Source organism: Streptomyces tyrfis (assembly GCF_037034285.1).
Lineage (GTDB): Bacteria > Actinomycetota > Actinomycetes > Streptomycetales > Streptomycetaceae > Streptomyces.
The window spans coordinates 1-21,326 of the sequence record NZ_JBAGJZ010000027.1; the positions used below are offsets into that span (position 1 = coordinate 1).

Below are 21,326 nucleotides of genomic sequence, written 5' to 3' on the forward strand. Positions count from 1 at the left end.
CCCCCCCCCCCCCCCCCCCCCCCGCGTCCCCGTTCTCACACCGGGCGGAACCAGACCGTGGCCAGCGGCGGCAGCGTCAGCGGCAGGCTGCCGGGCCGGCCGTGCGCCGCCACCGGTTCGGCCTTCAGCGGATCGGGGTGGCGGACATCGCCGCCGCCGTACCGCGCCGCGTCCGTGTTGAGCACCTCCGCCCACGCCGCCGGGCCGCCGAACACGTCCGGCACACCGATCCGGTACCCGTGCCGCACCACCGGGGAGAAGTTGCTGACGCAGAGCAGCGGCGAGCCGTGCCGGTCGAGGCGGAGGAACGCGAAGACGTTGTCCTCGGCCGCGCCGCCGTCCACCCAGGAGAAGCCCTCCGGCACGGTGTCGCACTGCCAGAGCGCGGGGGTGGCCCGGTACACCGCGTTCAGGTCGCCGACCAGGGCGCGCACGCCCCGGTGGTCGCCGGCCGACGCGTACGCCGGGTCGAGCAGCCACCACTCCGGGCCGTGCTCCTGCGACCACTCCGCCCCCTGGGCGAACTCCTGCCCCATGAAGAGGAGTTGCTTGCCCGGGTGGGCCCACATGAAGCCGAGGTAGGCGCGGTGATTGGCGCGCCGCTGCCACCAGTCTCCGGGCATCTTGCTCACCAGCGCCTGCTTGCCGTGCACCACCTCGTCGTGTGAGATCGGCAGCACATAGTTCTCGCTGTACGCGTACACCATCGAGAAGGTCATCTCGTCGTGGTGGTACTTGCGGTGCACCGGGTCCTTCGTCATGTACTGGAGCGAGTCGTGCATCCAGCCCATGTTCCACTTCAGCCCGAAGCCCAGGCCGCCGTAACCGCCGTGCCCGACATGGTGGGTGGCGCGGGTCACGCCGTCCCAGGCGGTGGACTCCTCCGCGATGGTGACGACGCCCGGGTTGCGCCGGTAGACGGTCGCGTTCATCTCCTGGAGGAAGGCGACGGCATCCGGATTCTCCCGGCCACCGTGCTCGTTGGGCGACCACTGCCCGTCCTCGCGCGAGTAGTCGAGGTACAGCATCGAGGCGACGGCGTCGACCCGCAGTCCGTCGACGTGGAACTCCTCGCACCAGTAAGTGGCGTTGGCGACCAGGAAGTTGCGCACCTCCTTGCGCCCGTAGTCGAACTCCAGCGTGCCCCAGTCCGGGTGCGCCGCCCGCGCCGGGTCCGTGTGCTCGTACAGCGGACGGCCGTCGAACTCCGCGAGCGCCCAGTCGTCACGCGGGAAGTGCGCGGGCACCCAGTCCATGATCACGCCGATCCCGGCCCGGTGCAGGGCGTCCACGAGGCAGCGGAAGTCGTCCGGGGCGCCCAGACGGGACGTCGGCGCGTAGAAGCCGGTGACCTGATACCCCCAGGACCCGCCGAAGGGATGCTCGGCGACCGGCATCAGCTCCACATGCGTGAACCCCAGATCCCGGACGTACGCGGGCAGCTGCTCGGCGAGTTGACGATAGGTCAGGCCAGGTCGCCAGGACGGGAGATGGACCTCGTACACGGAGAACGGGGCCTCGTGCACCGGCACGTCCCCGCGGTGCGCCATCCACTCCTGGTCCCGCCACTCGTGGTGCGAGGCGGTCACGATCGAGGCGGTGGCGGGCGGCACCTCGGCGCGGCGCGCCATGGGGTCGGCGCGCGTGGTGTGCGAACCGTCGGGGCGGCAGACGTCGAACTTGTAGAGCGTGCCCTCCCCGATGTCCGGCAGGAACAGCTCCCACACCCCGCTGGCGCCGAGCGAACGCATCGGGAAGCCGGCGCCGTCCCAGAAGTTGAAGTCCCCGACGACCCGCACCCCGCGCGCGTCGGGGGCCCAGACGGTGAACCGGGTGCCGGTCACGCCCTGGTGCTCCATGGGCCGCGCGCCGAGGGCGTTCCACAGCTCCTCGTGCCGTCCCTCGCCGATCAGGTGGAGATCGAGTTCGCCCAGCGAGGGCAGGAAGCGGTACGGGTCGTGGACCTCGGCCTCGTGTTCGTCGTAGGCCACCAGGAGCCGGTAGTCGGGCAGCGACGCCATGGGCAGCAGCCCGGAGAAGAGCCCGTCCCCGTCGTCGTGGAGCCGCGCCCGGAGCCCCCTGGCCAGCACCGTCACCGCCCGCGCGTACGGACGCAGCACCCGGAGGACGACCCCGCCGCGCACCGGGTGGACGCCGAGCAGATCGTGCGGGGCGTGGTGCTCCCCGGCGAGCAGCCGGGCCCGGTCGCCGTCGTGGAGGGACGGCGCCTCGCGGACCCCCTGCCCGCCGCCGGTGCCGACGGGCGGGCGCTCCGAAGCGGCGCCGCCGGCGGCGGGCGCGGCGAGGCCGACGGATGCCGGGGTGGGCGCGGGGGAGCCGACGGGCGCGGGCGCGCCCGGTTCCACGGCGGACATGGCGGACGCGGCGGGGTCGGCGGCGGGCTCCGCGGGCCGCGCGGTGGACGGTCTTCTCCGACGGGCCGGGGCGGCGGCGGGCGTTTCCACGACGGGCGCGCCGGGGCCGGGCGTCGCGCGGACCGGTGACCCCGCGGCGGACGTCTCGACGGCGGGCGTCTCGCGTACGGACGTTCCGGCGGTGGGCGTTCCCGGGGCGGGCGCCCCCCGGACCGGTGTTCCCGGTGCGAGTGTCGCCCGTGCGGGCGTTCCGGGAGCGGGCGTTTCGAGGGACGGCTTGCGGGCGGTCACGGGGGACGGCCTCCTTCGCGGGGTGGGTGGGGCACTCGGGCGGTACGTCAGTCCGGGACGGTGGCCAGCCGGTGGATCGCGGCCATCGGGACGGGCAGCCAGTCGGGCCGGTGCCGTGCCTCGTACAGCACCTCGTAGACCGCCTTGTCGGTCTCGTGGGCGCGCAGCAGCTCCGGTTCGCCGCGGGGGTCGGCGCCCGCCGCCTCCGCGTACCCCTCGCAGTAGGCGGTGCGGCAGCGCGCCGCCCACTCGTCGTTCCACGGCCGGTGCGAGCGGGCCGCGTAGTCGAACGAGCGGAGCATCCCGGCCACGTCGCGCACCGGCGGCTGTGGGCGGCGGCGCTCGGCCAGCGGCTTGGCCGGTTCGCCCTCGAAGTCGATCAGCGACCAGAAGCCGTCGGCCGCGCGCAGGGTCTGGCCGAGGTGGAGATCGCCGTGGACGCGCTGGGCCGCCCAGTCGCGGCCCCGGTCCCCGAGCGAGGCCACCGCGTCGAAGGCCGTGCGCAGCCCGGGCACGTACGGCGCCAGCGCGGGCACCGCGCGCGCCGCTGCCTCCAGCCTGCGCACCATCCCGGCCGCCAGGTGCTCGGTCTGGGCGGGGCGCAGCGCGGGCGTGGGCAGCGCGGCGGCCAACGCGGTGTGGACCTCCGCGGTGGCCCGGCCCAGGGCGCGGGCCTCGCCGGTGAAGTCATGGCCCCGGGCGAGCGCGCGCAGCGCGAGCAGCCAGCCGTCCTCCGCGCCGCGCAGGAACGGCTGGAGGACCCCCAGGGTCAGCGGCTCGGGGGCGGTGGCCTCGAACCAGGCGACGGGGGCGGGCACCCGCCCGCAGCCCTCGCGGGCGAGCGCCAGCGGAAGCTCCAGATCGGGGTTGGTGCCGGGGAAGACCCGGCGGAAGATCTTGAGGATGTAGGCGTCGCCGTAGACCAGCGAGGTGTTGGACTGCTCGGTGTCCAGCACGCGCGGCGCCGGCCCCGCGGCGAGGGGCGCGCCGCCCCGGTCGAAGCGCAGGGCGCCGAGCGCGCCGGGGGTACGGAACCGTTCCAGCAGCAGCGCGGCGAGGCGCGGATCGTGCAGTCCCTCGTAGACCGTGCTGCCCGCGAGCGGCCCGTTCGCCGGGCGTCCGATGAACGCGGGCGCCAGCCGGGGCGGCAGCGCCGCCCGTACGCCGAGCAGCAGTTGGTAGCAGTCGGCGGGCCAGCGCGCGGGCGCGGACGGCTGATGCGCCCGCACCAGCAGATGGAGCAGCCCGGCCCCCGTCCCGGCGGCCACGGAAGGGGCGTCCACCGGCAGCATCTCGGTCGCCGACACCAGCGAGAAACCGGTGATCGGCTGTCCCTTGCCCGCGAACCACCGCTGCCGCGGCAGCCATTCGCGCAACAGGGGGGCGAGAGACGGAAGCAGGGCTGTGCTGTCGGCCAGGGCGACCCGAAGGGATGCAGCCTCCGACATGGCAACGCGTCCTTTCCCCGGGCACACCACAGGATGTGAAGAGTGTCCAGGATTGCGGCATTGGCTGTCCGACTGTGCGGGACGTGTCGGGTCAGGATGGTCCGTACGGACTCGACTGGGGGAGGGGCTGGAGGCGCGGGAGCGGCTGAGGGTGTACGGGAAGGAGCCGGAGGCGTGCGGGAAGGAACTGGAGGTACGGAAGGCGCTGGGGGCCTGGAAGGTCTGGAGGGGCCGGAAGAGCTGAAGGACGGGAGGGGGCCGGGACGGGCGTGCCCGTGCGGGGCGGCGTGAACCGCCCCGCGGTCCGTGCCGCGCGGTGATGTGACGCACCGTCAGGCCGACGGCGCCTCCTTCCGCAGCCGGAACCAGTAGAACCCGTGCCCCGCGAGGGTCAGCAGGTAGGGCAGCCGGCCGATGGCGGGGAAGCGCACCCCGCCGATCAGCTCGACCGGATGCCGTCCGTCGTACGACTGGAGATCGAGCTCCGTGGGCTGCGCGAACCGCGAGAAGTTGTGCACGCACAGCACCAGGTCGTCCCCGTGCTCACGGGTGAAGGCGAGCACCGCGGGGTTGGAGGACGGCAGTTCGTTGAACGAGCCGAGCCCGAAGGCCGGGTTCTGCTTGCGGATCTCGATCATCCGCCGGGTCCAGTGCAGCAGCGATGACGGCGAGGCCATCGACGCCTCGACGTTGGCGACCTGGTAGCCGTAGACCGGATCCATGATCGTGGGCAGGTAGAGCCGCCCGGGATCGCTGGAGGAGAAACCGGCGTTGCGGTCGGGCGTCCACTGCATCGGGGTGCGCACCGCGTCCCGGTCGCCCAGCCAGATGTTGTCGCCCATCCCGATCTCGTCCCCGTAGTAGAGGATCGGCGAGCCGGGCAGCGACAGCAGCAGCGCGGTGAACAGCTCGATCTGGTTGCGGTCGTTGTCCAGCAGGGGGGCGAGCCGGCGGCGGATGCCGATGTTGGCGCGCATCCGCGGGTCCTTGGCGTACTCCGCGTACATGTAGTCGCGTTCTTCGTCCGTGACCATTTCGAGGGTGAGCTCGTCGTGGTTGCGCAGGAAGATGCCCCACTGGCAGTTGTCCGGGATCGCCGGGGTCTTCGCCAGGATTTCGGAGACCGGGTAGCGGCTCTCCCGGCGGACCGCCATGAAGATCCGCGGCATCACGGGGAAGTGGAACGCCATGTGGCACTCGTCCCCGCCGCCCTCGTAGTCGCCGAAGTAGTCGACGACGTCCTCCGGCCACTGGTTGGCCTCGGCCAGCAGCACGGTGTCCGGGTAGTGCGCGTCGATCTCCTTGCGGACCCGCTTGAGGAAGTCGTGCGTCTCCGCGAGGTTCTCGCAGTTGGTGCCCTCGCGCTGGTAGAGGTACGGCACGGCGTCCAGCCGGAACCCGTCGATGCCGAGGTCCAGCCAGAACCGCAGCGCGGCGAGGATCTCGTCCTGCACCGCCGGGTTCTCGTAGTTGAGGTCGGGCTGGTGGGAGAAGAACCGGTGCCAGTAGTACTGCTTGCGCACCGGGTCGAACGTCCAGTTGGAGGTCTCCGTGTCGACGAAGATGATCCGGGCGTCCGGGAACTGCTTGTCGTCGTCGGCCCAGACGTAGTAGTCGCCGTACGGGCCGTCCGGGTCGGTGCGGGACTGCTGGAACCACTCGTGCTGATCGCTCGTGTGGTTCATGACGAAGTCGATGATCACGCGCATGCCGCGCTGGTGGGCGGCGTCGACGAACTCCACGAAGTCGGCGAGGTCGCCGAACTCCGGCAGCACGGCGGTGTAGTCGGAGACGTCGTAACCGCCGTCGCGCAGCGGTGACTTGAAGAACGGCGGCAGCCAGAGGCAGTCGACGCCGAGCCACTGGAGGTAGTCCAGCTTGGCGGTGATGCCCCTGAGGTCGCCGATGCCGTCGCCGTTGGAGTCCTGGAAGGACCGGACGAGTACCTCGTAGAAGACGGCGCGCTTGAACCAGTCGGGATCGCGGTCCTTGGCCGGTGTGTCCTCGAACGTGTCGTGGACGGGCTCATTGACGATCATGGTGTGGGTGACCCTCCGGTAGACGGGGACGGTCGCAGGGCCACGATGTGCGCGGGCGTGACGCCCGGCTCCAGGCGCACATAGAAGGTCCTGCCCCAGTGATAGGTGTCGCCGGTGAGCTCGTCGCGCACCGGCACGGGCTCGTGCCGGTCGAGGCCGAGTCGCGACATGTCCAACGAGACCGTGGCCTCCTGGGTGTGGTGCGGGTCGAGGTTCACGACCATCAGGACGACGTCCGGCCCGGAGCGCTTGCTGTACGCGATCACCGCGTCGTTGTCGGTGGAGTGGAAGTGCACCTCGCGCAGTTGCTGGAGTGCCGGGTGGCGGCGCCTGACGCGGTTGAGGCAGGTGATGAGCGGGGCCAGCGAACGGCCCTCGCGCTCGGCCGCCTCCCAGTCCCTGATCCGGATCCGGTACTTCTCCGAGTCGAGGTACTCCTCGCTGCCGGGCCGGACCGGGGTGTTCTCGCAGAGCTCGTACCCCGCGTACACGCCCCAGGACGGGGAAAGCGTGGCGGCGAGCACGGCCCGCGCCTCGAAGGCCGGGCGTCCCCCGGTCCGGAGGTGCGCGGGCAGGATGTCCGGGGTGTTCACGAAGAAGTTGGGCCGCATGAACGGGGCGGTCTCGCTCGCCAGTTCCGTGACGTACTCGGTGAGCTCCCGCTTGCTCTCGCGCCAGGTGAAGTACGTGTAGGACTGCTGGAACCCGACGGCCGCGAGCGCGCGCATCATCGCGGGCCGGGTGAACGCCTCGGCCAGGAAGATCACGTCCGGATCGGCGCCGTTGACCTCGGCGATCACCTTCTCCCAGAAGACCACCGGTTTGGTGTGCGGATTGTCCACCCGGAAGATCCGCACCCCGTGGTCCATCCAGAAACGGAGAATTCTGACCGATTCCGCGATCAGGCCGTCCATGTCCTGGTCGAAGGCGATCGGATAGATGTCCTGGTACTTCTTCGGGGGGTTCTCGGCATAGGCGATCGAGCCGTCCGCGCGGTGCCGGAACCACTCCGGGTGCTCCTCGACCCAGGGGTGGTCCGGAGAACACTGGAGCGCGAAGTCCAGCGCGACCTCCATGCGGAGCGTGCGGGCCGTCGCGACGAAGTGGTCGAAGTCGTCGAGGGTGCCGAGATCCGGGTGGACGGCGTCGTGCCCGCCCTCCGCCGAGCCGATCGCCCATGGCACGCCCACGTCGTGCGGTCCGGCGCAGAGCGCGTTGTCGGGGCCCTTGCGGTGGGTGACGCCGATGGGGTGGACGGGCGGGAGGTAGACCACGTCGAACCCCATGGCGGCGACCGCGGGCAGCCGCTCGGCGGCGGTGCGGAAGGTGCCGCTGACGATACGGGCGGGGGGCGTGGGGGCCGCCGGGCTCGCGGGCGCCGGGGCCGTCGGGGGAACGGGTGCGGTCCAGGCCGCCCGGTCCGTCCGGTTCGCCAGGCCCGCCGGTCCGGTCGGGGTCCCCGGCTCCACCGGTTCGAGCCGGGCGCCCTCCGAGCGGGGGAACAGCTCGTACCAGGAGCCGAACAGGGCCCGCCGGCGCTCGACCAGCAGCGGGAGCGGCTCGGAGGCGGTGAGCAGTTCGCGCAGCGGATGACGGCCGAGCGCGTCCACCACCTCGGGGCGGAGCGCCGCCGCCAGCCGGGCGGCGGCCGGGCGGGACGCGTCGCGCAGCGCGTCGGCCGCGGCCAGCACGGCCTCGCGCCCGTCCCGTTTGGGCACGCCCGCGGCGGCCCGCTCGTGCAGTTCGGCGCCCTCCGCCAGGACCAGCGCGGTGTCGATCCCCGCCGGGATCTTCACCCCGGCCTCCTGCCGCCAGGTGGTGACCGGATCACACCAGGATTCGACCGTGTACGACCAATTCCCTTCGGCGTCCGGGGTGACCTCGGCGCCCCACCGGTCGGTGCCGGGGGCGAGCTCGCGCATCGGCGTCCACGGGCCCGGCCGTCCGCTCGGATCCAGCAGGACCACATTGGCGGCCACGGCGCCGTGCCCCTCCCCGAAGACCGTCGCGGTGACCTGGAAGGTCTCGCCGACCACGGCCTTGGCGGGCCTTCTGCCGCAGTCGACGAGCGGGCGGACGTCGAGGACGGGAATGCGACCGATCATGGAATCCTCTGGGGGGGGGCTGGGCTGGGCTGGGCTGGGCTCGGGCCGAGCAGGGCGCGCCGGCGGCGCGATGCGCGAGACGCGCGCGGCGCGACCGGAGGGGGCCCGTCCTTTCTAGCCGCTCGGTCGACGACTGAAGGGGCGTGGGCGTGGCCGCCCCTGTCCGCTTTCACTCGGATGGCAGTCGAACAGCGGCGACGAGAGTGTCATGCGGTTATGAAAAGGTGCGGAATTTTTCGAATTCGTACTGCGTTCGGGCGGAATTCGCGCAGGTATGTGCCGCGTCCTGTCCGTATGCGTCCGTTCGGCCCACCGGGAGCCCCTGCCGCCGCGCAGGCCGCGGTGCGTCCGCCGGGAACGGCGGCTCCCCTGCCAAGGTGGAGCGCGTGAAGGCCATTCGTCGTTTCACCGTGCGCCCCGTTCTGCCCGAACCCCTTCGACCGCTCAGCGATCTCGCCCGCAATCTGCGCTGGTCCTGGCATGCCGAGACCCGTGAACTCTTCCGGGCCGTCGACCCGGCGGCCCGGACGACGGCGGAGTGCGACCCGGTGCGCCTCCTCGGCTCCGTGTCCGCCGGGCGGCTCGCCGAGCTGGCCGCGGACGAACGGTTCCTGCGCCGCCTGGCGGAGGCGTCCGAGGACCTCCGGGACTACCTGGACGGACCGCGGTGGTACCAGGAACAGCTCGGCCGGGGCGCGGAGCTCCCGGCCTCCGTCGCCTACTTCTCGCCCGAGTTCGGGGTCACCGCCGCCCTGCCCCAGTACTCCGGCGGGCTCGGCATCCTGGCCGGCGACCACCTCAAGGCCGCCAGCGACCTCGGCGTTCCGCTCGTCGCCGTCGGCCTGCTCTACCGGCACGGCTACTTCCGCCAGAGCCTGACCCGCGACGGCTGGCAGCAGGAGCACTATCCCGTGCTCGACCCGGACGAGCTGCCCCTCACCCCGCTCCGCGAGGCCGACGGCAGCCCCGCCCGGGTGGTGCTGGCGCTGCCCGGCGGCCGCTCGCTGCACGCCCACATCCGGCAGGCCCGGGTCGGGCGGGTGCCGCTGCTGATGCTGGACTCCGCCGTGGAGGAGAACGCGCCCGGCGAACGCGAGGTGACCGACCGGCTGTACGGCGGCGGCGGCGAGCACCGGCTGCTCCAGGAGATGCTCCTGGGCATCGGCGGGGTGCGCGCGGTGCGCACGTACTGCCGCCTCACCGGTCACCCGGCCCCCGAGGTGTTCCACACCAACGAGGGGCACGCCGGCTTCCTCGGCCTGGAGCGCATCCGCGAACTCGCGGACACCGGGCTGGACTTCGACGCGGCGGTCGAGTTCGTCCGGGCCGGCACGGTCTTCACCACGCACACGCCGGTGCCCGCCGGGATCGACCGGTTCGACCGGGAGCTCGTCGCCCGGCACTTCGGCGACGACGGCGAACTCCCCGGCGTGGCCGCGGAGAACGTCCTGCGCCTGGGCATGGAGACCTACCCCGGGGGCCAGCCGGAACTCTTCAACATGGCGGTGATGGGGCTGCGGCTGGCCCAGCGCGCCAACGGCGTCTCCACCCTCCACGGCCGGGTCGGCCGGGAGATGTTCGCCGGACTCTGGCCCGGCTTCGACGCCGACGAGGTGCCGATCACCTCGGTCACCAACGGCGTCCACGCGCCCACCTGGGTCGCCCCCGAGATCCTCCGGCTGGGCGGCTGCCACGACACCGCCCCCGCGAGCCGCCACGACACCGCTCCCGCGAGCCGGGAGGGCGTCCCCGGGCGCCGGGGCGGCGCCGCCGGCATCCCGGACCGCGAACTCTGGGACCTGCGCAGCGAGTTGCGCGCCCAACTGGTCGCCGAGGTGCGCGAAAGGCTCCGTGCCTCCTGGCTCGACCGGGGAGCCGAGCGGGCCGAACTCGGCTGGATCGACGGGGTGCTCGACCCGGACGTGCTCACCATCGGCTTCGCCCGCCGGGTGCCCTCGTACAAGCGGCTCACCCTGATGCTGCGCGACCGGGACCGGCTGCGGGAACTGCTCCTCCACCCGACCCGCCCGGTCCAGATCGTCGTCGCGGGCAAGGCACACCCCGCCGACGACGGCGGCAAACGGCTGGTACGGGAACTGGTGCGGTTCTCCGACGACCCCCGGGTCCGCCACCGCATCGTCTTCCTGCCCGACTACGGAATGGCCCTGGCGCGGAAGCTCTACCCGGGCTGCGACGTCTGGCTCAACAACCCGCTGCGCCCGCTGGAGGCGTGCGGCACCAGCGGAATGAAGGCGGCGCTCAACGGCTGCCTCAACCTCTCGGTGCTCGACGGCTGGTGGGACGAGTGGTACGAGCCCGACTTCGGCTGGGCGATCCCCACCGCCGACGGCCCGGCGGCGGACGAGGACCGCCGCGACGACCTGGAGGCCGGCGCGCTCTACGAGCTGATCGAGGACCGGATCGCGCCCCGCTTCTACGACCGGGACGGCGAGGGGCTCCCGGCGCGCTGGATCGGGATGGTCCGCCGGACCCTGCGCGACCTCGGCCCCAGGCTCCTCGCCGGACGCATGGTCGCCGAGTACGTGGAGCGGCTGTACGCGCCCGCGGCGCTGGCCCAGCGGACCATGGACCGGGACGCCGCCCGTCGGCTGGCCGCCTGGAAGGCGCGGGTCCGCGCCGCCTGGCCGGAGGTCGCCGTCGACCATGTGTCGGCCGGACCGGACGTCGCCGCGGCGGGCTCCGCCGAGCTGGGCGCGACGCTCGGCCTGCGGGCCCGGATCGCCCTCGGCGCGTTGCGGCCGGACGACGTGGAGGTGCAGGCGGTCGCCGGACCGGTGGACGCCGCCGACGGGATCTCGGACGCCCGGGTCTTCCCGCTGAAGCCCGCGGGCGGCCAGGACCTGGACGGCCACTGGTGCTACGAGGGGCCGTTGCCCCTGGACCGCACCGGCCCCTACGGCTGCACCGTGCGGGTGCTCCCCGCGCACCCGCTGCTCGCGACCGCCGCCGAACTCGGCCTGGTGGCCCTGCCGACGGAGGCCGCCGGGGACGGGGCGGGCCTGCTGCTGCGCTGAGCCCGGCGACACGGCGAACCGCCCGGGAGGAGCGGGATGCTCCTCCCGGGCGGTCGCACCGGGCCCGGCTCCGGGCCCGGCCCGGCGGCTGTCACCCGGGTGTGAGCGAAGCCGGGTGGCGGCCGGTGCCCGGCCGGGTTCCGGAAGGCGTCACCGCTGTCCCAGAGGGTGTCGCCGGTCCCGGAGTGTGTGGCGGGACGCCTCAGAAGGTCAGCTTGAAGCTGTTGAGGGTGCCCTTGTCGCCCGCGTACATGTCCTGGACCTTGAGCTTCCAGGTGCCGTTGGCGACCTTGGACGAGGCGTTGACCGTGTAGGTCTCCACGACGTTGTCGGCGGAGTCGCCGAGCGCGGCGTTCTTCAGCCGGAAGGTGCCGCCGTCCGGGGCGACCAGGTCGATCACCAGGTCACCGCGGTAGGTGTGGGTGATGTCCACGCCGACCTTGAGGGTGCTGGGCGCGTTGCCCGAGATGCCGGTCACGTTGACCGAGCTGGTGATGGCCGAGCCGCGGTCCGGGATGGCGACCGGGGTGGTGTTCTGGAAGACCGTGCCGCCGGGCTCGGGGTCCGTGCCGCCCCCGGGACGCGAACCGACGTTGATGGCGGCCCAGGCGTCCGCGACCGCCTTGTACTCGGCGCTGGTGGTGCCGTACAGCTCACCGGCCGCGGCCAGGGTGCCGGTGCGAGCCGCCGCGTAGTTCGTGGTGGAGGTGAACTTGGTGCTGAGCGCCTTGAACCAGATCTGCTCGGCCTTCTTGATGCCGATGCCGGTCACCGGCAGGCCGTCGGAGGTCGGCGAGTCGTAGTCGACGCCGTTGATGGTCTTCTTGCCGCTGCCCTCGGACAGCAGGTAGAAGAAGTGGTTCGCCGGACCCGAGGAGTAGTGGACGTCGATGTTGCCGAGGCCCGAGTACCAGGCGTCCTTGGACGCGCCGTCCTTGCTCGGCTTGTCCATGTAGCGCAGCGGGGTGCCGTCGCCGTTGATGTCGATCTTCTCGCCGATGAGGTAGTCGCCCTTGTCGACGGGGTTGTTGGCGTAGAACTCCACGGCGGTGGCGAAGATGTCGCTGGTCGCCTCGTTGAGGCCGCCGGACTCGCCGCTGTAGATCAGGCGGGCGGTGTTGGCGGTGACTCCGTGCGACATCTCGTGCGCGGCCACGTCGAGGGCGGTCAGCGGGTTCGCGTTGCCGCTGCCGTCGCCGTACGTCATGCAGAAGCAGCTGTCCTGCCAGAACGCGTTGACGTAGTTGTTGCCGTAGTGGACGCGGGAGTACGCGCCGACGCCGTCGCCCCGGATGCCGGTGCGGCCGTGGACGTTCTTGTAGTAGTCCCAGGTTTCCGCCGCGCCGTAGTGCGCGTCGGCCGCGGCCGTCTCCGAGTTCTGCGGCGTGCCGTTGCCCCAGACGTCGGTGGAGTTGGTGTACAGGGTCCCGGTGCCGGAGCTGCCGTGGTTCAGGTTGTACGTCTTGTGGTTGCCGCGGCCCGTGTCCGTCAGCGAGTAGGAGCCCGAGGAACCCGAGGTGCCCAGGGTGACCTGGCCGCTGAACTGCGTGTTGCCGACGCCGTTCTCGACGCCCTGCCACTCGAACAGCTTCGCGCCGGTGGCGGCGTCCGTGACGACGTGCAGCTCGTTGGGCGTGCCGTCCTCCTGGAGGCCGCCGACGACGGTCTCGTAGGCGAGCTGCGGCTTGCCCTGCGCCATCCAGACCACCTTGCGGGGCGCCTGGTCGGCCGCGGTCTTCTTGGAGCCGTCGGCCCTGGCGAGCCCCAGCGCCTGCTTCTCGGCGACGGCGGGCGCCACATCGGCCTTGGTGTCCATGGCCTTCAGCTGGCCGCTGGTGACCTTGGACGCCTTGGTGACGCTCTGCGGCGTGCCGGACTCGGACGCCTTGACGATCAGGTCGCCGCCGAGCACCGGGAGACCGGCGAAGGTGCGCTCGTAACGCGTGTGGGTGGTGCCGTCGTTGTCCTGGACGACGTCCTTGACGACGAGCTTCTCCTGGGAGCCGAGACCGAGCTCCTTGGCCGTGTCCGCCTTGGTCGCGTCGGCCTCGCGGATCAGCTCGGCGCGCTGGGACGGCGAGAGCTGCTTGGCCAGGGCGCCATGCCTGGCACCGGCGGTCGCGGCCGCCGCGGTGGAGCTGCCGGGGGTGGCGGTGGCCGTACCGGCCTGGACGCCTACGGCCAGAAGTGCCGCTGTGGCTATCAGGGCACCGGTCGCGGTGGCGCGACGGCTGGGCGTGGATCTCACGCGAACTCCTTCTGCAAGGGGGGTACCGGACGGTGGGTGTCTGCCGGCCGGCGAATGAGAAGTGCGCAGAACGGGGTGAAGAGTGTCAGCCGGAAGAGGTTCCTGTCAGGACCGCGTCAACAAGTTGGCCGGATCTCGTTCGTTGCCGGAGAGTCCGTGTTCGTTAAGCGGACGTTTCGCCGGTGATCTCCGCGATGCCGTAAGGGACTTGGCGCGGCCCGTATCCGAAGAGTGGGACGGGGGCGAGGTCGAACGGGGTCTGTTCGAACGAAGGGCCGGGCGAAGGGCGACCGCCGTCGGCCGCCGCTGGCCGAGATCGGGCGTGCTGTGGCTGATTTCTTTCCGCCCGTTCGGTGCGGGGCGGCTCCGGTGCCGCGTGACGCCCGGGACCGCTGTGCCGCCGGTGGTGTGCTGCGGGGGCCGAGGCGTGCGACCTCCGCACCGGGACGCCTCTACATGACCGAAGACGCCCGGCGTCGACTTCAAGCCCCGGCCAGGGGAGGGACGACGCGCCCCGCCCCGGGCGCGTACCGGGGCGGGGCGCGGCGGTGCTCACGGCGGGCGTCGGCGTTGTGTCACGTACGGGAGGAGGCCCCGCCACGCCGTGGACGCGCCTTCGGCGGCTTCCGGTCGTGTCGCCGCCCGGAAGGGGCGTGCGCGGTACCGGCGTGACGTGTGGTGGCGGGAGAACCCGGGCATGTTCCAGCGGGGGTGGTGCCATGCGGGTGCCTGATGCCGGAAGCGGGACCGACTGCTGGGACCCGGCGCATCCCGTGCTGGAGATCCTGCGGGCCCGCCGGGCGTCCGGAAGTCTGCCGGGGCGGCGCGACGACGGGGCGAGAGTGGCCCTCGCCGTGGAGGGCGGCGGCATGCGGGGGGTGATCTCCGCGGCCATGCTGTCCCAACTGGAGGACTACGGCTACCAGAACGCCTTCGACGTGGTCTACGGCTGCTCCTCCGGCGGCATCAACGGCGCCTACTTCCTCGCCGGGGAGACCTGGTATCCGCTGTCGATCTACTACGACGACCTGACGACCAAACAGTTCGTGGACTTCTCCCGGGCGTTGAGGCGCAAGCCGATCCTCGACCTGACGTACTCCTTCGACCGCGTCATGGAGCGGATCAAGCCCCTCGACTACGAGGCGGTCATCGGCTCCCCGATACCGCTGGCCGTGCCCGTCACCGACGTCGACGGACTGCGGACCGTCGTACTGCGGGACTTCGCGTCGCGCGAGGACCTCAAGGCCGCGCTCCGCGCCTCCGCCTGGCTGCCGATCGCCCTGCCGGGCACGGTCCCCGCGCCCGACGTGCCGCGCGCCGTCGACGGGGGAGTGCTCACCGCCCTGCCGTTCCGGCTGGCGCTCGACGACGGGTGCACGCACGTCCTCTCCCTCAGCACCCGACCGATGCGGGCGACGCCCGGCGGGCTCACCGCGATGCACCGCTTCACCCGCCGGCACCTGGAGCGGATGCGCCCCGGGCTCGGCGACGGCTACCTGGCGGCGGTCCGGCAGAAGCACCGGGACCAGGAACGGCTGCGCCGGATGCGCACCGCACCGCAGCCCGCCGGGCCGCACGTCCTCGACCTGGCGCCGCTGCCCTGGATGCCGGAGATCAAGCGGCACGAGCTGGACCAGCGCCGCCTCCTCGACGGCGCCCGGCTGGCGTACGGGGTCGCCTTCTGCGCCACCGAGGGGCGGTCCGTCGAGCTGATCCGCCGCGGCGGCATCCGTACCATGCCGAGACTGATGGTGGTGGACACCGCGAATGGAGAACCGAGGCGCGACGCCGGACCTGCTGCTCGCGGCCCTGCGGGAACTGACGGGGCATAGCGACGGCGACCTGGCCCGGCTGCGGGAGCTGCTGGAACTGCCCGCCGCCGACGGGGAGCCGGAGAACGCCCGGCAGCGGACCCGCCGGCTCACCTCGTGGCGCCGCCTCCTCCAGGACGTCCCGCTGGACGAGCGGTCCTTCGACGACCGGTTCGGGCAGGGCGGCCGACAGGACGTGATCACCCGTCTGACCGCCTGGTGCCTGGGCCACCTCGGGCAGGGCGAGGAGCGCCGGGCGCGCCAGGCCGAGCCGTTCGGATTCGTCGCCCTGTTCCTGCTGACCCTGCTGGGCCTCGCGGAGTCCGAGGCCCGGCGCTCGCTGCCGCAGCCGCCGCCGGGAACCGGGCCCGGCCGACGGGCGCTGACGCACGACTGCGACGCCGTCTGCGACGTGCTCGTCGCGGAGGACGCCGTCGCCGACACCGTCGTCGCGGTCTACCACCCCCGGCCGCGATCCGCCCGGCGTCGCGCGGACGCCGACCTCACGCCCGCCGAGCGCGAATGGCGGGCGGTCCGACGGGGGTTGAGGTTCCACCGGCACGGCAGCACCTCGCTGATCCTGCGCGGCACCACCGCGGGCGCCGTGCACGGCAGCCGCCCCGAGTTCGCCCTGAAGCTGATCCTCTACCCGTTCACCAGGATCCCGACCCTCACCCGCGCCACGCGCGAGTACGCCGAGACGTACGGCACCGCCGACACCGGCTCACGCCACCTGGTGCGCGTCTGGGCCAGCTTCGACAGCTGGATCCTGATGGACTTCATCGAGGGCAGGACGCTCGCGGAACTCCTCCACGAGGAGTGGGACCCGGGCGGCGGCGACGCCGCGACGGGCCAGGCGCTCTCCCTCCGGCTGGACAGGCTCCGGGAGAAGGGAGTGCTGCTCTTCGAGGCGCTGGAGGACCTGCAACGCGTGGCCCGGGACGCGCCCGCGCGCGGCGACCGGCTCACCGGCGTGCACGCCGACCTCTCCCCGTCCAACGTCATCGTGTCCGGCACCGACGGCGCCTTCAGGCTCATCGACCTCGGACGCAACTACCTCTACACCCACACCATCACCGGCACACCGGGCGCCGAGTCCTCCTACATCGCCCCCGAGGTCAGATCCGGCGACGCCGATATCGCCCGTGCCGACCTCTACTCGCTCGGCAGACTGCTGATCCTGTTCGGCACCGGACGCGCCGACACCGACGGCGTCGTCCCCGACATCTTCTACATGCGCGCCGTCCCCCTGGCCCGCTTCATCGAGGACCTGATCGACGCCGACCCGGCACGACGGCTGCTCCTCTTCGCCACCGGCCACGAACCCGTTTTCTTCTTCGAGGAGTTGAAGAGCCGGTTCCTGGACGAACTGGAGATGGCGCAGGCCGCCGAGAACGGCGAGAGCGACCTGCGGACCGAGACCGGCTGGCGCGCGCTGCCCGGACTGCTGCGGCCCCTCGCCGGGGACCCGGGACGCGAGTGGCGGCTGTGGCGGACACACCGCCGCCAGAACGCCCGCCCCGGCGCGTACCGCGACCGGTTCGCCAACTGGCTGCTCGTCTGCTCGCTGGCGTCCGCGCTGATCTGGGCGGTGACCAACGCCACCGTCATCACCTGGCTGCTGCGGGACTTCGACCTCGACTGGGGCAACAAGCTGGTCGAACTGATCCAGCACCTCGACGGCGGCACCGACGGGTTCCCGATCGTCGACGCGTGGCGGCACGCCGACTACCGGCTGCCGGACTGGCGGGCCAACCTCCCGGCCCGCATGATCGGGCTCTCCTACGCCATCGCGGCCCCGAAGTACTACCAGACCCTGTTCGCCGGTCTCACCCCGCTCGTCATCGGCCGGCGGACCGGGTCACTGGGCCGGCTGGCCCTGGCGACCGAGGTGATCATGCGGACCATGGCCGTCGTGCCGTGCCTGCTGGTCCTCGCGGTCACCCTCGTCGAGCCACGCTGGTGGCCCGTCAACTCCGCCATCGGCCAGTGCCTTACCTGTCTCGCGAACTTCCTGACCCTCGCCTACATCCGCGCCGTCATCACCCGCTCGCGCCGGCTCGGGCTGAGCACCCTCCCGAGCGAGGACGGCAAGATCACCGGCCTGCCCGCGCTGGCCCAGTGGGTCCCGACGTCGTTCTTCTACGCCACGGCCGTGCTCAGCATCGGCACGCTGCTCTACCTGGGGATACTGCACGACGTCTATGTGTACGCGCTGGCCGTGACCTCGACCAACATCTTCCTCTTCTACGTCATCAAGTGCGGCATCGGCGGCCCTGCGGTGCGGGTGGCGATGGTCCGCACCTGTCTGGCCGCCGAACGCGTGGCCCGCTGCCGGTGAGGGTCTCGGCCCGAAGGCCGGGGCGGTCGGAGGCGGTCGGGAGAATCAGGAACGTCCGGGAAGTCGGGAAGCAAGGAACGGCCGGGAAGCAAGGAACGGCCGGGAAGCAAGGAACGGCCGGGAAAGCAGGGGCGCGTCGGGGAAGTCAGGAAGGGCCGGGCGTGGCCAATTCACCGTCGCCGGGCGCACCGCTGACGGAGCGCCAGATCTGCTCGGGCAGGGCGCGGTCGGCCTCCGCCAGATCGAGGTCGCCCACGGTGAGCCAGCGGCGGACGACGGCGACGACCGGGCCGAGGACGAGGGCCTCGATCAACGGGACGGGAAGATCGGCGAGTTCGCCGGACTTCGTGTGCGCGTGGATCCAGCGGGCGACCGGGGCCAGCCGGGCCTCCTGGGATTCGCGGACCTGCCCGGGGTGGGTCATGAGTTCGTGGTCCGCGGTGACGGAGTGTATGAGGCGGGCCGCTTCCGGATGGGTCCGCGCGAAGTCGAGGTAGGACCGGACGACGGCCCGGATGCCCGAGCGGGCGTCGGTCGCCTGCTCCAGCGCGCCGGCGAGCGCTTCCAGCAGACGGCCCGTCGACCGCAGCGCGAGCGTGGCGACCACGCCGTGCAGGTTGCCGAAGTGGTGGTAGACGCTGCCGGAACTGACCCCGCTGGCCTTGGTGATCGCGCCGACGGTGAGACCGGCTTCACCCTCCGAGGCGTAGATCCGCAGTGCCGCCTCCAATACCTGTTCGACCGTGGCTTCCCCGCGTTGCTGCTTCGGTCTCATCGAACGGACGTCCTCGGTCTCGTGGGACGGATGCCCTGGGATCTCGACACGGACAGCGTAGAACACCTCTTCTGGATTTTTTTCTAGAAAGGCTTCCAGTTTCGGCGGTTGGGCCCTCACACTGGGTGGTGCGCGCCGGACTCCGCCAACTCGGCGATGTCCAGCGGGCGTTGAGTCGTCCGCGCGCGAACGGGGGGCGAGCCGGCCCGGACGGGACACGTTCCCGCCGGGCCGGCGCTCCGCACCGTGTCGCCGGGCTCCCGGCCGGAGCGGCGGCGCGACGTCGACATGGACGAGCCGACACGGACGAGGGGAAGTCATGACCGAGCCGGGCCCCGCCGAAGGGGAGCGGCGTACCGCGGGGCAGCCGCCATGGGGAGCCCCGTTCGTACCGCCGCCGCCCGCCCATCCGCCGGCGCAGGTACGCCGCCCCCGGAGGGAGAGGTTCCGGGCATGGGCGGGCAGACGGCGTGCGCTGCTCCTCGCGGGGGTCGGGGCTCTGGTCCTGGCGCTGGTGGCGGGGGTGCTGACCTGGGTGAACTCCTCCGCCGGCTCCGCTCCGTCCGCGGCGCGGCGGGACCTGGGACCGTTCGAGGAGGCCGTCGAGGACCTGGACAAGGCGCCGGGGCTGCGTTACCGGGACACGGCGATCGCCGGCATCACGCAGCGGGACATCACCGTCACCGCCTCCGGAAGCCAGTTCGGCGCGACGAGCTCCGGCATCGAGCGGCACGACCGCGATGTCCTCCGGATCGGTCAGAAGGACTTCACCCGCTGGAAGGTGGATCCGGTCGCCGGCCAGGGCCCCGGAGCGGGCACGAAGAAACCCGGCGCGTGGACGGTCGGGTTCTACGGCGACTCCGACATCCTCGACGAGATACTCGACCGCCGGCCCTCCCCGTCGATTCTGGCCGCCCAACTGTCGCACGCACTCCGGGAACTGGCCGGCAGACCGGCCCCGGACCCCACGGCGGGGCAGCACGCCCTCACGGTGAACGGGACGCCCGCACTCGGGGTCGACACCTCGGCCGGCCGCCTGCTCGTCACCCGGAACAAGCCGCACCGGGTTCTCCGGCTGGAGCCCTACGACCTGTCGGAGACGCTCGGCAAGTGGCGGGACGGGAAGCGGCCGACCGAGGTCCCCCGGGTGACCACCGGGCCGCTGGCGGACCACGGCTCCGAGGGGATGGACCTGACCCCGGTCGTCGGTGACGCCGTCGAGGCGATGTACGACACCCTGCTCGCCTACGCCCAGCAGCTCAAGGACGCGAGCGACGAGGGCATCGACTTCACGCTCGACGGCTCCGGCGGCCTGAACTGCGGTTCGGGGGGATGCACCGCCCACCAGAAGTTCACCGGAAGGGTCACCGCCGGGGCGAAGGGCCGTATCACCGACGGCAAGGTCACCGCCGTCATGAGCGCGACCTTCACCGTCGGCGGACAGCCCGCCGGACGCTGCACCAGCGGCCGCGGCACGTTCCCGCTCAGCGGCAACTCCGTCTCCGGCACCCTCACCTGCACCAGCCCGGGCGCCGGCGCCGTCTACACCTCGGTGGCCGCGAAGTACCGGGCCGACGCCCTGGCCCAGTCCCGCGCCGGCGGCGGCCGCACGATCCGCTACAGCATCCCGCTGCGTGCCAGCACCTTGATCGACGCCCGCGCCCTCGCCACCGTCGAGGTCGGGCAGCTCGTCGACCGGGTCCGAGGCGAACGGGACGCCGCGAACTGCGCCCGGCCCCACAGCTTCCCGCCCGGCACCCAGGTCCTCCTCGCCGACGGAACCCGCCGGGCCATCGAGGCGGTCCGCGCCGGGGACCGGGTGACCGCCACCGACCCCGAGACCGGGCGCACCGCCGCCCGGCCGGTGACCGCCGCCATCACCACCGACGACGACGAGGACTTCACACGCCTCACCGTCGCCACCGACCGGGGCCGCACCACCCTCACCGCCACCGACAACCACCCGTTCTGGCTGACCGGCGCCGGACGCTGGGCCGACGCCGGGAGCGTGCGTCCCGGAGACGAACTGCTCGGCGCCACGGGCGCGCCCTTCCGAGTCGTGGGGGTGGCCGACGACAAGGGCCGACGGCGTACGCACGACCTCACCGTCAGCGGGCTCCACACGTACTACGTGCTGGCGGGGCGGACGCCGGTACTCGTTCACAACACATCCCCCTGCGGGCCGTGGACGTCGTACCGGAAGTTCGACAAGGACGGCCATCCGGTGGACGGAACCCGGATCCCGACGGACGAGGCTCTCGACGCGGCTCAGAAATGGGTCGGCCCCGGCTATTCCGGTCCCGTGCAGCGCAGCGGACGGTATGTCTCGAAGGACGGCACCCGTGTTGCCAGGATGGGCGATTCGGATATCACCGGGCAGCACGGAGGCGGGCCGCACATGAATTTCGAGCGACTGGCGCCGAATCCGAAGAAGCCCGGAAAGATGATGATCGTCGAGAATCGGCACATCTATCTCGAATAGGATTCGCGGGCGGGGGCGCCGGTGAGTCATCGGCGCCCCGCCGGGGAACGGCGGCACCGGAGAAGGTGATGACGGCGATGGATGTGGTGATCGACGTACCGGAGAGCGAAGCCGGTGAAGGGCTGCGCTTCTCCTGGGACGAAGATTTTGAAATCGAGCTGGACGTCGGTCCGGCAGAGGTGGTCATCAGGGGGAATCGCGCCGGACTGACGTCACTGGCACGGCATTTGCTGACACTTGCACAGCAGGGTGTTCACGAAGGCTCCCACATTCACCTGACGGCATCCCAGGAGATTGAATCCGAGGCCGATCTCATCCTCGAACGGATGGGGCACGACTGATCTCCTCGGCGCCCGGAGGCCGCGCGGGCGGCAGG

11 protein-coding genes are annotated in these 21,326 nt (G+C 72.1%); 5 read left to right on the forward strand and 6 right to left on the reverse strand.

The window, feature by feature from the left end; genetic code table 11:
- Nucleotides 1-35: 35 nt before the first annotated feature.
- The 4 genes from glgB to WA762_RS21040 form a co-directional block, all read right to left on the reverse strand.
- On the reverse strand, nucleotides 36-2,465 hold the full coding sequence (gene glgB, locus WA762_RS21025; RefSeq protein WP_335937558.1) for a 1,4-alpha-glucan branching enzyme: 2,430 nt from the start codon (nucleotides 2,463-2,465) through the stop codon (nucleotides 36-38).
- A 248-nt stretch (nucleotides 2,466-2,713) separates the two neighbouring features.
- Nucleotides 2,714-4,114 (reverse strand): maltokinase N-terminal cap-like domain-containing protein, encoded by a 1,401-nt coding sequence (locus tag WA762_RS21030; RefSeq protein WP_335937473.1) that lies wholly within the window; start codon nucleotides 4,112-4,114, stop codon nucleotides 2,714-2,716.
- A gap of 332 nt (nucleotides 4,115-4,446) precedes the next feature.
- Nucleotides 4,447-6,153 carry a maltose alpha-D-glucosyltransferase gene (treS, locus tag WA762_RS21035; RefSeq protein ID WP_335937474.1) on the reverse strand — a complete coding sequence of 569 codons (1,707 nt, stop codon included), beginning with the start codon at nucleotides 6,151-6,153 and terminating at the stop codon, nucleotides 4,447-4,449.
- Nucleotides 6,150-8,258: an alpha-1,4-glucan--maltose-1-phosphate maltosyltransferase gene (locus WA762_RS21040; RefSeq protein ID WP_335937475.1), complete on the reverse strand. Its 2,109-nt coding sequence runs from the start codon at nucleotides 8,256-8,258 to the stop codon at nucleotides 6,150-6,152. The genes treS and WA762_RS21040 overlap by 4 nt, the downstream gene beginning before the upstream one ends.
- A gap of 386 nt (nucleotides 8,259-8,644) precedes the next feature.
- Here WA762_RS21040 and glgP point away from each other — a divergent pair, with 386 nt between their 5' ends.
- Nucleotides 8,645-11,293 carry an alpha-glucan family phosphorylase gene (glgP, locus tag WA762_RS21045; protein ID WP_335937476.1) on the forward strand — a complete coding sequence of 883 codons (2,649 nt, stop codon included), beginning with the start codon at nucleotides 8,645-8,647 and terminating at the stop codon, nucleotides 11,291-11,293.
- A gap of 202 nt (nucleotides 11,294-11,495) precedes the next feature.
- Here the strand turns inward: glgP and WA762_RS21050 are convergent, their stop codons facing one another.
- Nucleotides 11,496-13,541 carry a M4 family metallopeptidase gene (locus tag WA762_RS21050; RefSeq protein WP_335937477.1) on the reverse strand — a complete coding sequence of 682 codons (2,046 nt, stop codon included), beginning with the start codon at nucleotides 13,539-13,541 and terminating at the stop codon, nucleotides 11,496-11,498.
- Between the two features lie 719 nt (nucleotides 13,542-14,260).
- On the opposite strand from WA762_RS21050, the gene WA762_RS21055 reads away from it, so the two are divergent.
- Together WA762_RS21055 and WA762_RS21060 are read left to right on the forward strand one after the other, a co-directional pair.
- Nucleotides 14,261-15,373, forward strand: coding sequence for a patatin-like phospholipase family protein (locus WA762_RS21055; protein ID WP_335937478.1), 1,113 nt, complete (start codon nucleotides 14,261-14,263; stop codon nucleotides 15,371-15,373).
- On the forward strand, nucleotides 15,309-17,693 hold the full coding sequence (locus WA762_RS21060; protein WP_335937479.1) for a protein kinase family protein: 2,385 nt from the start codon (nucleotides 15,309-15,311) through the stop codon (nucleotides 17,691-17,693). Before WA762_RS21055 ends, WA762_RS21060 begins: the two co-directional genes overlap by 65 nt.
- A 145-nt stretch (nucleotides 17,694-17,838) precedes the next feature.
- Here WA762_RS21060 and WA762_RS21065 read toward each other — a convergent pair whose 3' ends face one another.
- Nucleotides 17,839-18,468 (reverse strand): TetR/AcrR family transcriptional regulator, encoded by a 630-nt coding sequence (locus tag WA762_RS21065; protein WP_335937480.1) that lies wholly within the window; start codon nucleotides 18,466-18,468, stop codon nucleotides 17,839-17,841.
- 319 nt (nucleotides 18,469-18,787) lie between these two features.
- On the opposite strand from WA762_RS21065, the gene WA762_RS21070 reads away from it, so the two are divergent.
- Both WA762_RS21070 and WA762_RS21075 read left to right on the forward strand, forming a co-directional pair.
- A complete protein-coding gene (locus tag WA762_RS21070; RefSeq protein WP_335937481.1) occupies nucleotides 18,788-20,950 on the forward strand; it encodes a Hint domain-containing protein in 2,163 nt (720 codons plus the stop codon).
- 77 nt (nucleotides 20,951-21,027) lie between these two features.
- On the forward strand, nucleotides 21,028-21,291 hold the full coding sequence (locus WA762_RS21075) for an Imm32 family immunity protein (protein ID WP_335937482.1): 264 nt from the start codon (nucleotides 21,028-21,030) through the stop codon (nucleotides 21,289-21,291).
- The last annotated feature ends 35 nt before the right edge of the window (nucleotides 21,292-21,326 follow it).

What these genes read in the sequence shown, in the direction of transcription:
- WA762_RS21030 (WP_335937473.1), bottom strand. Translation starts at nt 4,114, where the DNA reads ATGTCGGAGGCTGCATCCCTTCGGGTCGCCCTGGCCGACAGCACAGCC.
- WA762_RS21040 (WP_335937475.1), bottom strand. Translation starts at nt 8,258, where the DNA reads ATGATCGGTCGCATTCCCGTCCTCGACGTCCGCCCGCTCGTCGACTGC.
- treS (WP_335937474.1), bottom strand. Translation starts at nt 6,153, where the DNA reads ATGATCGTCAATGAGCCCGTCCACGACACGTTCGAGGACACACCGGCC.
- WA762_RS21070 (WP_335937481.1), top strand. Translation starts at nt 18,788, where the DNA reads ATGACCGAGCCGGGCCCCGCCGAAGGGGAGCGGCGTACCGCGGGGCAG.
- WA762_RS21065 (WP_335937480.1), bottom strand. Translation starts at nt 18,468, where the DNA reads ATGAGACCGAAGCAGCAACGCGGGGAAGCCACGGTCGAACAGGTATTG.
- WA762_RS21075 (WP_335937482.1), top strand. Translation starts at nt 21,028, where the DNA reads ATGGATGTGGTGATCGACGTACCGGAGAGCGAAGCCGGTGAAGGGCTG.
- WA762_RS21055 (WP_335937478.1), top strand. Translation starts at nt 14,261, where the DNA reads ATGCGGGTGCCTGATGCCGGAAGCGGGACCGACTGCTGGGACCCGGCG.
- WA762_RS21060 (WP_335937479.1), top strand. Translation starts at nt 15,309, where the DNA reads ATGGAGAACCGAGGCGCGACGCCGGACCTGCTGCTCGCGGCCCTGCGG.